Source organism: Bacillus sp. AP50 (assembly GCF_040492675.1).
In the GTDB taxonomy this organism is placed as follows: Bacteria; Bacillota; Bacilli; order Bacillales; family Bacillaceae_G; genus Bacillus_A; species Bacillus_A cereus.
The window spans coordinates 1-13,761 of record NZ_JBEUTW010000352.1 but is presented as its reverse complement, the minus strand read 5'-3'; the positions used below and the strand labels follow the sequence as shown (position 1 = coordinate 13,761).

Sequence of the window (13,761 nt, the reverse complement as noted above, 5' to 3'; positions counted from 1 at the left end):
TATATTCGCTCGTTTTTCACAAAAGGTTCATTTTACATGAAAATTTATTTATTACAATAAAAATATAAGGTATATTTTTATGAAAAGGAGGAATTCAAGAATGAATACAGAGGATAAAATTTACGCTGAAAAAGTGTTGAAAAATCTCTTTATCGGATCACAAGTTGATGGATTACAATTTGGTATTTCTCCAGGCGCTATAAAGATTCATTTCACAAACTTTCACGACTCAGTTGATTATGACGGACAATTATATATCAATATCGAATCCAAATGGTGTTTATTTAATAAACCTCAAAAAAGCTACCCATTAAATGAAGATGAATTTGAAGTTTATTCTGAGAAAGAAGAATATGAAAGAATATTTAAGATAAGAAGACAAAAAGTTACCGATATACAACTTGGCTTAGAAATCCCTCATTTAATTATTACATTAGATAGTGGACAAATTATTTTTTTAAATGGTTTTCATGATTATTATGAATGTTGGCAAGCTGGTGTCCTATGTGAGCAATGGCTTGTAGTCGCTGCACCTGGGAATGAAATCGCCACTTGGACTCCTGATGAGTTTATCGATAAATAAACTGTTTTCACGAAGAAAAACCGAAAATATTTTATGAACTACATAACTATTTCTATTACACTTAAACGAATAGACATTTTACTTTAATAGAAATCATTTTATTAAATTTGAAAGGATAATAATGATGGCATGTGTCCATGATTTTGGAATAATTGACGAATTTAATTCTCAAAAAAGTTACAATGATTATACACCAGAGAAATATCATTGTATTTCTGTTAATGATGATATTATCAGTAGTTTAAATCAAAATTTATCAATTATGAAAACTTACTTTCATACAGTCAAAAATCAGGAATACGGTTTAGCTTATTGTGGTATTACAATTATCCCTCCTGAATCTTTAGCAATTTTCTATGAAACAGTTACATCTTCAAAGTTCTTCAGAAAATCTGATGAGCTGAATGAGTTAGCTTCAAAAATTGTACAAGCTGCAGCAGAACAGAAGTACATGATCCATTATGGGGTTTAAATGTAATTCAAAAAATGCTTAGGATTTCTCCGAAGCATTTTTTGTATGTTACTAATACATTTATTCCTTAACCATTTAGTCAATGCTTGAGCCTATGGTCCCTTCTTTTACAAGTGAGGGCGCCCCTATTAATCTAAATAAGCGTCTCATTTCCAATCTTCCAGCTAAACCATCTCCCGTGTCCTTCTGTTTCTCCAACCGTTTCACGATATTCGTTTCCGTTAATATAATAATCAATATGAAGGTCACGATCCCACATGTTGTTATACAGGTGGAATACATCACGTTTTGCGCCGATTTCTTGTATTTGTTTTTCTAATTTATGTTTAACTTGTTCTGGTATTTGATTTGCGACGTGTGTATGGAAAATACAAATAACAGCTTCTTCACTTATTTGTTCAATAATAGATGATAATAGCTCTACACCGTCTCCTTCTATTAATTGGACAGATTCATTTTTCACTAAAGATGCAGCTTGATCAAACATCTCAAGCCTTTCTTTATGTTCTGGCCAAATTAAAGCACGTAACCATAAATAATCTTCCTCATTATGTAAATCATTCACATGTAAGTCCAGTCCGATTCTTTCTACGACAGATGGGCTTTCTTTTAGAAAATGCGGTACATTCTCCCCTCTTATTTCAGAAGTTACATGCACATTTGAATTTATATTTCCGTACATTTCATCCGTCCCGTACGAATAACGATATTGGTCCCAGAACAGTTGCAACCCAGAACTTGTCCCAATTTCAATTAACGCTAACGGCTTCTTCACTTTGTTAAATATGTAGCAGAAACTTGGGTATAAGTATGCGCACCGTCTTACTTCATTTGTTTGAACGAGTTTCGTTTGTAACAAAGTAATGATTTCTTCTCGGTACTCTTTACAGAAATCTTTAAAATGATTAAAAGCTTTATCTAAATTTGTATCAGCATTTTCAACTAAACTACTATAATACGTTTTTAAATGATGTTCTTTCCCTGCTAGCAATAAATAATGTACTGCACCTAATAGTAAGTTTGGGACTGGTTGACCTACCTGAGCATAGGACGATAGTGTAAGTACTTCCTCATCTTCAGCAATTTTCATTGATAAATATTCATATAAATCACTTGACCCTTTACATTCCTTTATTGAAAAGTTTCGAAATAAGTTTGAAATTTGTTCTTTTGTACACATTAGAGTCCCTCCTTTTTATTTTTCGGAATAATCTTACCATTACAGAAAGAATAATCCTATAAAAAGGTACTCGATTTAGTCACTTAAGGATACGTAAGCTTTTTCGAGATAATTTCAAACTGTAATTTTTTTCTATTTACCACCTTAAAAGAGCTTGTTAAATAAGATTTTTAGCGAATAAAACGTTAAATAGTTTAAAATTATCAGATAACACTAGATATTTTAGTCTATTAATTATTATAATAGAGTATGAGATGGTTATATAATTGAGACAAAAAAGGTATACACCTAGGTGGGGCCTAGGCGGTGTTTCTCTTTTACGGCTTAGACATAGAAAACACCTACACTTTTTTGCCAATATAGGGGATGGAGAGATTATCATGAGCAACATGCAGCAAAAAACAGACGTTATCTTAATTGGTGCAGGAATTATGAGTGCAACGTTAGGCTCATTACTAAAAGAATTAGCACCAGAATGGGAAATTAAAGTTTTTGAAAAACTCGCAAGTGCCGGGGAAGAAAGCTCTAACGAATGGAATAATGCAGGTACAGGGCATTCTGCGCTATGCGAACTGAACTATACTTCCGAAAAAGCTGACGGATCTATAGATATTAGTAAGGCTGTAAAAGTGAATGAGCAATTCCAGCTTTCAAGACAATTTTGGGCATATCTTGTAAAGAGCAAATTAATTCGTAATCCACAAGATTTTATTATGCCACTACCTCATATGAGTTTAGTACAAGGGGAAAAAAATGTTGAGTTTCTAAAAAACCGTTTTGAAGCGCTTTCAAAAAATCCACTGTTTCAAGGAATGGAATTTTCTGATGCTCCTGAAACATTAAAAAAATGGCTTCCACTCATTATGGAAGGTCGCACATCTAATGAACCGATGGCGGCAACGAAGATTGACTCTGGAACAGATGTTAACTTCGGTGCATTAACACGTATGTTGTTTGATTACTTAAAAACAAAAAATGTCGAGCTAAACTACAAGCATAGTGTCGAAAATATTAAGCGCACGAAAAATGGTTTGTGGGAAGTAAAAGTACACGATATGAATAGTGGTAAAATTGAGCATCATACTGCTAAATTCGTCTTTATTGGCGGCGGTGGCGGTAGCCTACCTCTACTTCAAAAGACTGGTATCCCTGAATCAAAGCATATCGGTGGCTTCCCAGTAAGTGGACTATTTATGGTATGTAAAAACCAAAAAGTTGTAGAGCAGCATCATGCGAAAGTGTACGGTAAAGCTAAAGTTGGCGCTCCGCCAATGTCTGTACCTCATCTAGATACGAGATATATAGACAATAAAAAAGCTTTACTGTTTGGACCATTCGCAGGCTTCTCACCTAAATTCTTAAAAACTGGCTCAAATCTTGACTTAATCGGTTCTGTAAAACCGAATAATGTCTTAACGATGTTAGCCGCTGGTGTAAAAGAAATGGGACTTACAAAATACTTAATTCAGCAAGTTATGTTATCACATGAAAAACGTATGGAAGAATTACGCGAATTCATTCCGAACGCGAAAAGTGAAGATTGGGATATTGTAGTTGCTGGACAACGTGTACAAGTAATTAAAGATACTGATGCTGGCGGTAAAGGAACACTTCAATTTGGTACAGAAGTAGTAAGTGCAGCTGACGGCTCAATCGCCGCATTACTAGGCGCATCACCAGGTGCTTCTACTGCTGTTCACGTCATGCTCGAAGTATTAGAAAAATGTTTCCCAAGCCGCATGGTAGAATGGGAAGAAAAAATAAAAGAAATGATTCCTTCATATGGCATTTCACTAACTGAAAATCCAAGATTGTTCCAAGACCTTCACACTTCTACTGGTCGTACACTTGGATTAAACGAAAAAGAAACTGTTCATAATTAATGCAGAAATAAAAAAACGTCCGATATATTCGGACGTTTTTTTGTCTACTAAAAATTATACTTATCAATATTATCTTTCGTAAATATAACTCGTTCTGGTAATACGATAATTCCGTTCCCTTCTGCCTCATAATCATATCCTTGAATGGAGTTTGGCTCTACTTTCACTTTTCCAATTCCTTTTACTTCGAAGCTATCCCCTACTTTTAACTTCTTCCCTTTTACAACAATTTCATTTGCTACATACGTTGCGAGAGCACCTTGTTGTTTTACATCCCATAAACCAAATTGTTGTACTGTTCCTCGTTTTACATAATCACGCATAACGTTCGGTGTAGAAAATCCAGTTACCACTACTTTTTTATCCATTTTTAAGTTTTCAGCTGCCTGCGCCATTGCTGGGAGTGCTGTTGCATCTGGACAAATAACTGCGTTAATATCTGGATACGTTTTTAATATGTTCTCCCCTACGGATAAAGATTTTTGTGCATTATTTTCACCGTACTGCGTCGTTACAATTTCCCAGTTCGGATATTTCTTTTTAATAATTTCTTTCGCTTTCGTTACCCATTGGTTTTGATCCGTTACTGTCGGGCTAGAATAAAAGAATGCTACTTTTCCTTTATCTCCAATTTGCTTAGAAGTCATTTCTATTAATAAGTTAGCAAGTTGGTCTGGTGTTCCTTGGCTTATATAAAAAGAACGATCTTTCGGATTCACATCAGAATCCCATGTTAAGACGGTCATTCCTTTTTTCTTAGCACGTTGTAGTGATTGCGATAAACCATCAACTGATGTAGAGGAAACCATAAGTGCATCATAGTTTTGGTTAATAAAATTATTTATATACTTTACTTGCCCTGATACACTCGCTTCAGACGGCCCATCATATTTCACTTGTACGCCTAGCTTCTCTCCCATCTCCTTTGCTCCTTCACCTCCCGATGTGAAGAAACCAACTCCTGTTAATTTCGGAATAAATGCAAATTTCACATCATCAGCCTTTTTCTTATCTGCCGTTTGGCTAGAACACGCAATTAAACCGATTAAACAAATACATACAATCAATACAATCCCTAGTTTTCTCTTCATGACATTTCCCCCTTATGCAAACTCTGTCTTTTCCCCGCTAAAAATTGATGTAATTTGAAATGTCTCATAATAACTGAAAGAATAAGGATAATACCTATTACTACATTGGATTGTTCATTTGTTAAACCCGTCATTTGCAAGCCATACTGCATGAGCCCAATGAAAATACTCGCCAGTACAGTACCGAAAATACTTCCTTTTCCACCTGTAATAAGTGTCCCGCCTAATACAACTGCTGTAATAATTGGTAATATTGTTTCGCTTCCTATATCAGCACGTGCAGAACCGAAATATGCAGTTAAGAAAGCTCCTCCTAATCCACCTCCTAACCCAGAAAGTATGTAAGCAATGATTACTACTTTCTTCGTCTTAATCCCGGTGTATTTTGCTGCATTTTCATTCGCGCCTGTTAATTTTACGTGGCGCCCATATATCGTTCGGTGAAACAAAATCGTGCATACAATTGTTAATAAAATAAGTAGCCATAATAAATTGGGTATTCCTATAAAACTACCATTTGCTAGTTGTACATAAGTATCAGGTAAGCCGCTTATCCCTTCATATCCAGAAGCACCTGCCCCTCCTGAAATGACGAGTGCAATTCCTCCGTATAAAAACATCGTTCCGAGTGTAACGACTAGTGGTTCTACATCTGTCAATTTTATAATAAGCCCATTTAAAGCTCCTGCTAAGCAACTGACTATAAGTGCCATTATTACTGCTAGTAAAATATGAATTCCATTCATCCAAAACACACCAATTAAAATCGAGGTTAGCCCCATAATTGATCCTACAGATACGTCAATTCCTCCTGTTACAATAACGAAAGTCATTGGAATTGCCGCGATTGCTATGAATAGAAAATCATTTGTACTAAAAAGGAGATTACTAATATTTAAGAAATTGCTGTTTATAAAACTAAAGAGAATGAATTCTATAAGAAGTAATATGATTAACACACCTTCCCATCTGTAAAAATACTTCATAGATTCATTCTCCTTTCTGCTTTCCACTTCTTCATGACGCTATCTAATATGATAATAAGTAATAGTAAAAAACCTGAAATAGCATTATTCCAAAATGCTGGTATTTTTAAAAAGATAAGTGAACTGCTTATCACTTCTAAAAACAATGCTCCTAGTGCAGCTCCAAATATAGAACCTGTTCCTCCTTTTAGATGAATTCCTCCTAGCACAGCAGCTGCAATCACCTGTAGTTCCATTCCTGTACCAGTTTGATTTGGAACGAACCCGATATTCATAACAAATATGCAACCAGCGAGCGCAGCGCTTATGCCTGAAATCATAAACGCATATATCTTCACTTTATTAACAGGTATACCAATAAGCCTCGCGCCATCTTCATTATCACCTACCGCATAAAAGTATCTTCCCAATGGCACTTTTCTTAAAAAGAAGTATAGTAGTAGTAAAATAATAAGAACGAACCATACAGTTATAGGTAAACCAAGAATGATGATAGATGACAGCTGCTTAAAATCGTTTGGAATATCTTCAATCCACTTCCCGCCTGTGAAAATTAACATTGCACCTCTAACAATTCCTAACATGCCTAATGTCATAATAATGGCTGGTACCCGAAACTTCGCAACTCCAATACCATTTACGAAACCGATAATGGCCCCAAGTATAATAGCTACAAATATCGACAAGAATGCACTATACCCATTCGTTAACATCATTCCGCAAACTGCTGCACTTAATCCCATGCTTGAACCAACTGATACATCTATATTTTTCGTAAATAAGACGAACGATTGACCGATTGCTAGCACGACTAAAATAACGCTTGATTTCATCAGTAAAGATAACGAGGTAAATTGAATAAAACTAGGGTTTATCATCCCTACAATAGCTATATAAATTAGTAGTAACATTATGATAGACGTTTCGTGCATTTTATACATACGTTTCATTCCGTTACACCTCCGTATGCAAGGCGTGTAACTTCATTCACACTCAGTTGTTCTTTTTCCATATGAGAAACAAATCGCCCATTTCTCATTACATATACACGGTTTACTAATTGGATAATTTCTTCAACATCTGAAGAGATTAATAAAATTGCGAGTCCTTCCCTTTTCATTTTTTTTATCGTCTCATACACTTCAAGCCTTGCTTTCGCATCAATTCCGCGAGTCGGCTCATCAAGAATAATAATTTTAGGATTACATGCAAGATACTTCGCAAGCACGACCTTCTGCTGATTACCTCCTGATAAAGATGCCAATTCTTTATTCATATTCTGTACAACAATTCGGAACTGTTCTATAAACGAATTAACTAAAGCGCTTTCTTTTTCTTGATTTATAAAAAAGCGATTATTTTGATATAAACTTGCTGCTGCAATATTTTCTTTAACAGAAGCAATTGAGAAAATTCCATTCCTCGCCCTATCCTCTGGCACATAAACTAGTCCTTCGTCTAGCCTTTTATGCAAAGAACACGTATCAATTGATTTTCCCCCCAATAAGATAGACCCTGATTTTATAGTTTTCAATCCAAATATCGCTTCTGCTAATTCCGTTCTGCCAGATCCTATAATGCCAGCAACACCTACAACCTCACCCGCATGTACAGTGAATGATATATTTTCGAATGCGTGACCATTTATATCAACCACTTCTAATATTTTTTTCGTCTTTGCTGTCTCTTGAACTACTTCTATTTTCTCTTTCTGTTTATATCCTTTTGGCAATAGTCCCTCCATCAGCATGTCATATGTATAGTCACATACATCACCTTGGCTTACAACCATTCCATCACGTAGTATTGCTACTTTGTTGGCAATTTCAAAGATTTCTGGAAAACGATGCGTAATATAAATCATCCCAATTCCTTTTTCTTGTAAACTTTTCATCAACACAAAAAGACTCTTAATTTCGTGTGTTGTTAATGTCGATGTTGGCTCATCTAGAATAAGAATCTCAGCTTCTCTTATTAATCCTCTAACGATTTCTACTAACTGTTGTTGCGCAATAGATAACGATTCTCCCTGTTCATTAAGATCAATATCCCAACTTAAACTGTCAATTAATTGCTGAACTTTTACTTTAAGCTTCTTTCTATTCCCCTTTAATCCAATACATATATTTTCTTCAATGGTCATATGCGGAAAAATGAGCGGTTCTTGTGGTATTAAATAAATCCCTTCTTGGTGTGCTTCTTTTGGATTTGCAAACTGCTGTCTCTTTCCTTTCACATACATTTCTCCACTATCATACGAATATAACCCCGTTAATATTTTCATTAATGTCGATTTCCCGGCGCCATTTCCACCAACTAAAGCGTATATATCACCATGCTCTACTTGTAAGTTCACTTCCTTTAGCACAAGTTGATTCGAAAACGCCTTACTCATTTTCTTCACTTGTAATAAGGGCACATTCTCCACATGATGTCACCTGCCTTTACCCAGAACATTTTTTGAGAAAATGATTATTTGTTCTACTTGTTTTGTAGCATTGTATATTCCTTTTTTCATATCTAGAACACTTTTTTCAATGTACTATTAATCGTTTCAACTGGAATAAACAAAATATGTGACACATATGTTTAAGCATTGGTCAATTGTTGAAAGGGATGAAGAGTATGTCACAGCTGAACTTTGAAGAAAATTTATTAACTAAAGTAGCCTGGTACTATTATAAAGATCAATTAACACAACAAGAGATTGCTTCACTTCTTCATATTTCAAGAAATAAAGTCGTCCGGTTATTAGATAAGGCACGCAGTGAAGGTATCGTTACATTTCACGTAAAAGGAACCGGTTTGCATTGCTTGAGCATTGAACGTGACTTAATGAAAAAGTTCCACTTAAAAGATGCTTTCATTATCCCTACTCCAATAAACAATTATGCTACTTCTCTCGGAAAAGCCGCTGCACAATATTTAGAAACTCATCTCCAACAAGGTGATTTACTCGGCATCGGCTGGGGTGAAACGATAAGTAAAATGCTAGAAAACATTCATTTTGAAAGTTCTATTAATCTTTCATTCGTAACGCTAACAGGCGGAGTAAACCACTATCTCCCAAGAAAACAAAACTATTTACACTACATGCAAGGTGATCTTCATATTATTCCTACTCCTTTTCTAGCATCTTCTACTGAAATGGCACGAAGTATTTTATCAGAACCAAGCGTGAAAGATATGCTTCATGTCGCTTCACTTGCTCATACGGCTGTTGTCGGTATTGGGGGATTATCTCAAGACGCTACGATTGTAAAAGAAGAAAAATTAACACTACGTGAGATGACATATATTCGTAGTCAAAACGGTGCTGGCGATATTTTAGGACAATTTTATAATACAAATGGCGATTTATTAGAGCTCTCGCATCACAATCGTCTAATTGGCACGCCTCTCTCTATTTTACGCAATATGAATCATGTCGTCGGTGTTGCTGGAGGTATAGAAAAGATAGATGCAATTTATGGTGCCTTAAAAGGAAAGTTTATTCATACATTAATTACCGATGAGGAAACTGCCCTCTCCTTATTACGAAAGGATGGTGATTGTTAATGTCCCATTTATTAGCTTTCGATGCTGGTACAGGAAGCATTCGAGCTGTTCTTTTTGATTTACATGGCAATCAAATTGCAGTAAGCCAAAAAGAATGGGTTCATAAAACTGATCCTCGTTACCCCGGTTCTATGAATTTTGATGTAAAAGAAAACTGGCAACTTGTACAACAGTGTACGAAAGAAGTTCTGCAAAAAAGTAGTAATATACTTCCCTCTTCTATTCAAGCTATTAGCGCTACAAGTATGCGAGAAGGTTTTGTTTTATATGATAAACATGGGCAAGAAATATGGGCATGTGCAAATGTTGATGGCCGTGCATCCGTCGAAGTTAGTGAACTAAAAGAAATTCGGTCACATCTTGAAAAAGATTTATATACAAAGTCTGGTCAAACTTTTTCATTAGGTGCTTTACCTCGCCTACTCTGGATAAAAAAACATGAACCCGACGTCTATAATAATATTCACTCTTTTACAATGTTAAACGATTGGATTTTATATAAACTAAGCGGCGTACTGCAAATTGATCCCTCAAACGGATGCACGTCAGGTATTTTTGACTTACAAAATAGAGTGTGGGATAACGATGTCGCTAAGGAGTGCGGTCTATCTTTGCCATTTTCACCAACAGTAAATGAAGCTGGTACAGTAATTGGCAACGTTACAAAAGAGTGTGCAGCATTAACTGGATTACGTGAAGGGATTCCTGTCGTCGCCGGGGGGGGAGATGCTCAAATGGCATCGCTCGGAACAGGAATCGTGAAACCGAATCAAACGTTAATATGCGGGGGTAGCTTTTGGCAACAAGAAGTGAATGTTACTGAGCCAATAACAGATCCACATGCTGCGATTCGAGTAAATTGTCACGTCGTTCCGAACCTATGGCAATATGAAACAATCGCCTTTTTCCCAGGTCTCGTTATGCGCTGGTTTCGAGACGCTTTTTGCCAAGAAGAAAAGAAACTTGCTGACAAACTCGGTGTAGATGCTTATGAATTACTAGAAGAACAAGCGAAAGACGTACCTGTCGGTTCATATGGTATTATCCCTACTTTTTCAAACGTTATGAACTACATTTCTTGGCGTCATGCCGCACCTTCTTTTTTAAATTTAAGTTTAGACGCTGACAAATGCGGAAAAAAAGAACTGTTTCGTGCTATTGAAGAAAATGCAGCCTTCATTACACTTGGAAACTTAAAATTAATAAAAAATCTAACTGGCACATTCCCTTCTGAAGTTATTTTTGCTGGCGGTGCCGCTAAAGGAAAACTATGGCCACAAATTCTATCAGACGTACTCGGTATTCCTGTAAAAGTACCTGTCGTGAAAGAAGCAGCTGCTTTAGGAACTGCGATTGCTGCTGGAGTTGGTGCTGGCATATATTCATCTATGGAAGAAACTGCCGAAGAGTTTGTACAGTGGGAGCAAACATTCGAACCAGTTACTGAAAATCACGAACTATATAAAGAGTTCTATGAAACATGGAAAACTGTATATGACAGTCAGCTCGCTTTAGCTGATAAAGGGCTCACCTCACATATGTGGATTGCGCCTGGTGCACTGTAACACATTACATAAAGGAGTGAACTGTATGTTAAAAGCGAATGAAAATGACTTCTCCTATCGCTTCGGTGATAACGGACCGAAATATTTAATACAAGGTCCAAATATTGATCTTGGCCTTGTTGTCATTCAACCGGGCCAGGAGTTTCAAAACCATTATCATACGACGTGCGAAGAGGTCTTTTATGCATTAGAAGGTGAAATAGACTTCTATGTAAATAACGAAAGAGTTCCAATTAAACAAGGTGATGTCCTGCAAGTTCGCCCTCATGAATCTCACTATCTGATTAACCATTCTGACAAACCTTTTAAAGCTGTTTTTATAAAGTCACCACATTTACCAAATAAAGATACGGTACAAACGGAAAATCCAACATTAACGAAGGAGTGATTTGGAATGACTTGGGGATTTAAAAATCGATTAAATACAATTTTACCTGATGGCAGAGCGGTAATGTTAGCGATAGATCACGGCTACTTTTTAGGACCAATTCACGGGCTTGAACAGCCACTTGAAACTGTTAAAAACTTACTTCCTTACACGGATTCTCTCTTTTTAACGCGTGGTGTACTTAGCTCCTGTATTCCTGAAAACTGCAGCACACCGATGGTTATGCGTGTATCTGGCGGCGCTACTGTCGTCGGTAAAGATTTAGCGAATGAAACAATTGTTACACCTGTGAAAGAAGCAGTAAAACAAAACGCAATTGGCGTCGGCGTTTCTGTTTTCATTGGATCAGACTATGAAACACAAACTGTTACAAATCTCGCAAATGTAGTTTCTGAAGCTCATGATTACGGCCTGCCAGTACTCGGCATTACCGCAGTCGCAAAAGAATTACAAAAACGTGAAGCTCGCTTTCTAGCACTTGCTTCCCGCGTATGTGTTGAAATGGGTGCTGATATTATTAAAACGTATTACTGTGAAGGATTCGAAAAAATAACGAGCACATGCCCTGCCCCAGTTGTCATTGCTGGTGGACCAAAACTAGATTCAATTGAAGACGCATTAAACATTACGTACAATGCGTTGCAAGAAGGCGCAATTGGAGTAGACATGGGCCGAAACATATGGCAATCCGAGCACCCAGCTGCGATGATTCAAGCAATACATGGCATTGTAAAAAATGGATTGAATGTGAAAGAGGCACTTGAACTTTATGATGATGTGAAGAATTAATGTGAAAAGACAGACTATTTATTAGTCTGTCTTTTTTACTTTACAGTGAAACTTTCTTAATCCGTCTTCTAATATGATACATACTTAAATTCTATACACCTTCAAATGATTACTCTAGATGATTACTATTAAGCTTTGAAACTTTCTTACCTTCTCTATAATCAAGACAAGACACTTCAATTAATAAGCCATTAAATACTGTAAAATAAAAACCATAACTACTACCTCGCATCAAATAAGGTTCCTTGTCTATTTCAATGCCGCCGGCTACTAAACGATTATACGCTTGATCCACTTCACTTGATGTATCCACTAAAAAACCAATATGAAAAGCTTCCGGATACGTAACTTCCTTATTCCCTTTAAATGCTTTTGGATCACTTAGTACAAGTATAAAACCACTCTCATCACTCATGACTACAAGTGCTTTCCCTTTTTGCTCCAAAAATTGAAAATCAAAAAATGTTTCAAAGAAATGTCTCGCTTCCGATAAATCATCAACACATAAATTTAAATGATTCAGCTTCATGTACTCATCTCCTTTTAAACTGAGGGTATATGGATTCATTTTTTTCATAACACTTAAATATGTAAGGGAAAATATTCAAGCGTTCCGTCTAAGACTATGCTTTATAAGTCTAATATTTTTTTCTATAGCCTAGAACGTTTTTTAAATGAATGAAAGATTTCCTATCATTCCCATCCCCCCAGTAATAAAAAAGAGGATACATGTTTGCTTCTACAACATGTATCCTCTGCTTGTATATTACAACTGTTGATAAGCCGATTTCGATGATTTCACATAATAAACCGCATGATCCACATTAATAATATGATCTGGTTTTGGTTTACCACGGCCCGCTCTATGTCCAGCTAAGTGTTCTTCACTTGTTTCCCAGTTTTTCCATGCTTCTTCCGATTCCCAGCGAATCATTACGACAACTTCTTCGTCGCCGCGTCTTACTTTTTTCACGAGAACACTTAAATCGATGAAGCCTTCAAATTTTTCAATAATACCTTCTCCAGTGAAACGTTCTACAACTATATTTGATGTACCTTCTTTTACTGTAAATGTTTTCGTTTCGATAAACATATATTCCACTCCCTCTTTGTTATACGAATACTAGTATTCTTCTATTATAATTGATTATGATAATTATTTTCAATTGTAAAGTTTTAATTTTTTGAATTATGCTGATTTCTTTTCTATCGCCTCATCTAAAAATTTGAAATATGGAAGTAACATCCCTATTAAAGATGTAACAC

The 13,761-nt window shown here is 36.0% G+C and carries 14 protein-coding genes; 7 read left to right on the top strand and 7 right to left on the bottom strand.

From position 1 onward, the window contains the following. Nucleotides 1-100: 100 nt before the first annotated feature. Nucleotides 101-583, top strand: coding sequence for a hypothetical protein (locus ABWK52_RS22165; RefSeq protein WP_001090918.1), 483 nt, complete (start codon nt 101-103; stop codon nt 581-583). Between the two features lie 121 nt (nt 584-704). Beyond that, complete coding sequence (locus tag ABWK52_RS22160; RefSeq protein ID WP_002152719.1) at nt 705-1,055, top strand: hypothetical protein; 351 nt, start codon at nt 705-707, stop codon at nt 1,053-1,055. 133 nt (nt 1,056-1,188) lie between these two features. Here the strand turns inward: ABWK52_RS22160 and ABWK52_RS22155 are convergent, their stop codons facing one another. Beyond that, nucleotides 1,189-2,235: a DUF2332 domain-containing protein gene (locus tag ABWK52_RS22155; protein WP_016118113.1), complete on the bottom strand. Its 1,047-nt coding sequence runs from the start codon at nt 2,233-2,235 to the stop codon at nt 1,189-1,191. Between the two features lie 380 nt (nt 2,236-2,615). On the opposite strand from ABWK52_RS22155, the gene ABWK52_RS22150 reads away from it, so the two are divergent. Next, the gene (locus tag ABWK52_RS22150; protein ID WP_000069138.1) at nt 2,616-4,118 is read left to right on the top strand and encodes a malate:quinone oxidoreductase; all 1,503 of its coding nucleotides are present in this window, start codon (nt 2,616-2,618) and stop codon (nt 4,116-4,118) included. A gap of 47 nt (nt 4,119-4,165) precedes the next feature. Here ABWK52_RS22150 and lsrB read toward each other — a convergent pair whose 3' ends face one another. Genes lsrB through ABWK52_RS22130 form a run of 4 tightly spaced genes read right to left on the bottom strand, consistent with a single transcriptional unit; the run spans nt 4,166 to nt 8,623 of the window. After that, nucleotides 4,166-5,209, bottom strand: a complete 1,044-nt coding sequence (gene lsrB / locus ABWK52_RS22145) for an autoinducer 2 ABC transporter substrate-binding protein LsrB (RefSeq protein WP_025117863.1) — start codon at nt 5,207-5,209, stop codon at nt 4,166-4,168. Further along, entirely contained in the window at nt 5,206-6,195 is a 990-nt protein-coding gene (locus ABWK52_RS22140; RefSeq protein ID WP_000873530.1) for an ABC transporter permease, read from the bottom strand. The genes lsrB and ABWK52_RS22140 overlap by 4 nt, the downstream gene beginning before the upstream one ends. Next, nucleotides 6,192-7,145: an ABC transporter permease subunit gene (locus ABWK52_RS22135; RefSeq protein ID WP_025117862.1), complete on the bottom strand. Its 954-nt coding sequence runs from the start codon at nt 7,143-7,145 to the stop codon at nt 6,192-6,194. Before ABWK52_RS22135 ends, ABWK52_RS22140 begins: the two co-directional genes overlap by 4 nt. Then, nucleotides 7,142-8,623: a sugar ABC transporter ATP-binding protein gene (locus ABWK52_RS22130; protein ID WP_000432630.1), complete on the bottom strand. Its 1,482-nt coding sequence runs from the start codon at nt 8,621-8,623 to the stop codon at nt 7,142-7,144. The genes ABWK52_RS22135 and ABWK52_RS22130 overlap by 4 nt, the downstream gene beginning before the upstream one ends. Nucleotides 8,624-8,820: 197 nt before the next feature. On the opposite strand from ABWK52_RS22130, the gene ABWK52_RS22125 reads away from it, so the two are divergent. Genes ABWK52_RS22125 through lsrF form a run of 4 tightly spaced genes read left to right on the top strand, consistent with a single transcriptional unit; the run spans nt 8,821 to nt 12,495 of the window. After that, nucleotides 8,821-9,753 carry a sugar-binding transcriptional regulator gene (locus ABWK52_RS22125; RefSeq protein ID WP_098330615.1) on the top strand — a complete coding sequence of 311 codons (933 nt, stop codon included), beginning with the start codon at nt 8,821-8,823 and terminating at the stop codon, nt 9,751-9,753. Next, nucleotides 9,753-11,318 carry an autoinducer-2 kinase gene (gene lsrK, locus ABWK52_RS22120; RefSeq protein WP_141537394.1) on the top strand — a complete coding sequence of 522 codons (1,566 nt, stop codon included), beginning with the start codon at nt 9,753-9,755 and terminating at the stop codon, nt 11,316-11,318. Before ABWK52_RS22125 ends, lsrK begins: the two co-directional genes overlap by 1 nt. A gap of 25 nt (nt 11,319-11,343) precedes the next feature. After that, nucleotides 11,344-11,706, top strand: a complete 363-nt coding sequence (locus tag ABWK52_RS22115; RefSeq protein WP_000909986.1) for a cupin domain-containing protein — start codon at nt 11,344-11,346, stop codon at nt 11,704-11,706. Between the two features lie 6 nt (nt 11,707-11,712). Then, on the top strand, nt 11,713-12,495 hold the full coding sequence (gene lsrF, locus ABWK52_RS22110; RefSeq protein WP_000219770.1) for a 3-hydroxy-5-phosphonooxypentane-2,4-dione thiolase: 783 nt from the start codon (nt 11,713-11,715) through the stop codon (nt 12,493-12,495). A 109-nt stretch (nt 12,496-12,604) separates the two neighbouring features. Here the strand turns inward: lsrF and ABWK52_RS22105 are convergent, their stop codons facing one another. Next, nucleotides 12,605-13,024 carry a VOC family protein gene (locus ABWK52_RS22105; RefSeq protein ID WP_000773085.1) on the bottom strand — a complete coding sequence of 140 codons (420 nt, stop codon included), beginning with the start codon at nt 13,022-13,024 and terminating at the stop codon, nt 12,605-12,607. Between the two features lie 237 nt (nt 13,025-13,261). Beyond that, on the bottom strand, nt 13,262-13,588 hold the full coding sequence (hmoA, locus tag ABWK52_RS22100) for a heme-degrading monooxygenase HmoA (RefSeq protein WP_000469497.1): 327 nt from the start codon (nt 13,586-13,588) through the stop codon (nt 13,262-13,264). Nucleotides 13,589-13,761 lie beyond the last annotated feature (173 nt).

Bases quoted from the DNA above. Each gene is read 5' to 3' on its own strand.
- ABWK52_RS22155 (WP_016118113.1), bottom strand. From the start codon at position 2,235: ATGTGTACAAAAGAACAAATTTCAAACTTATTTCGAAACTTTTCAATA.
- ABWK52_RS22165 (WP_001090918.1), top strand. From the start codon at position 101: ATGAATACAGAGGATAAAATTTACGCTGAAAAAGTGTTGAAAAATCTC.
- ABWK52_RS22105 (WP_000773085.1), bottom strand. From the start codon at position 13,024: ATGAAGCTGAATCATTTAAATTTATGTGTTGATGATTTATCGGAAGCG.
- ABWK52_RS22160 (WP_002152719.1), top strand. From the start codon at position 705: ATGATGGCATGTGTCCATGATTTTGGAATAATTGACGAATTTAATTCT.
- ABWK52_RS22140 (WP_000873530.1), bottom strand. From the start codon at position 6,195: ATGAAGTATTTTTACAGATGGGAAGGTGTGTTAATCATATTACTTCTT.
- lsrK (WP_141537394.1), top strand. From the start codon at position 9,753: ATGTCCCATTTATTAGCTTTCGATGCTGGTACAGGAAGCATTCGAGCT.
- ABWK52_RS22135 (WP_025117862.1), bottom strand. From the start codon at position 7,145: ATGAAACGTATGTATAAAATGCACGAAACGTCTATCATAATGTTACTA.
- ABWK52_RS22150 (WP_000069138.1), top strand. From the start codon at position 2,616: ATGAGCAACATGCAGCAAAAAACAGACGTTATCTTAATTGGTGCAGGA.
- hmoA (WP_000469497.1), bottom strand. From the start codon at position 13,588: ATGTTTATCGAAACGAAAACATTTACAGTAAAAGAAGGTACATCAAAT.
- ABWK52_RS22125 (WP_098330615.1), top strand. From the start codon at position 8,821: ATGTCACAGCTGAACTTTGAAGAAAATTTATTAACTAAAGTAGCCTGG.
- ABWK52_RS22115 (WP_000909986.1), top strand. From the start codon at position 11,344: ATGTTAAAAGCGAATGAAAATGACTTCTCCTATCGCTTCGGTGATAAC.
- lsrB (WP_025117863.1), bottom strand. From the start codon at position 5,209: ATGAAGAGAAAACTAGGGATTGTATTGATTGTATGTATTTGTTTAATC.
- lsrF (WP_000219770.1), top strand. From the start codon at position 11,713: ATGACTTGGGGATTTAAAAATCGATTAAATACAATTTTACCTGATGGC.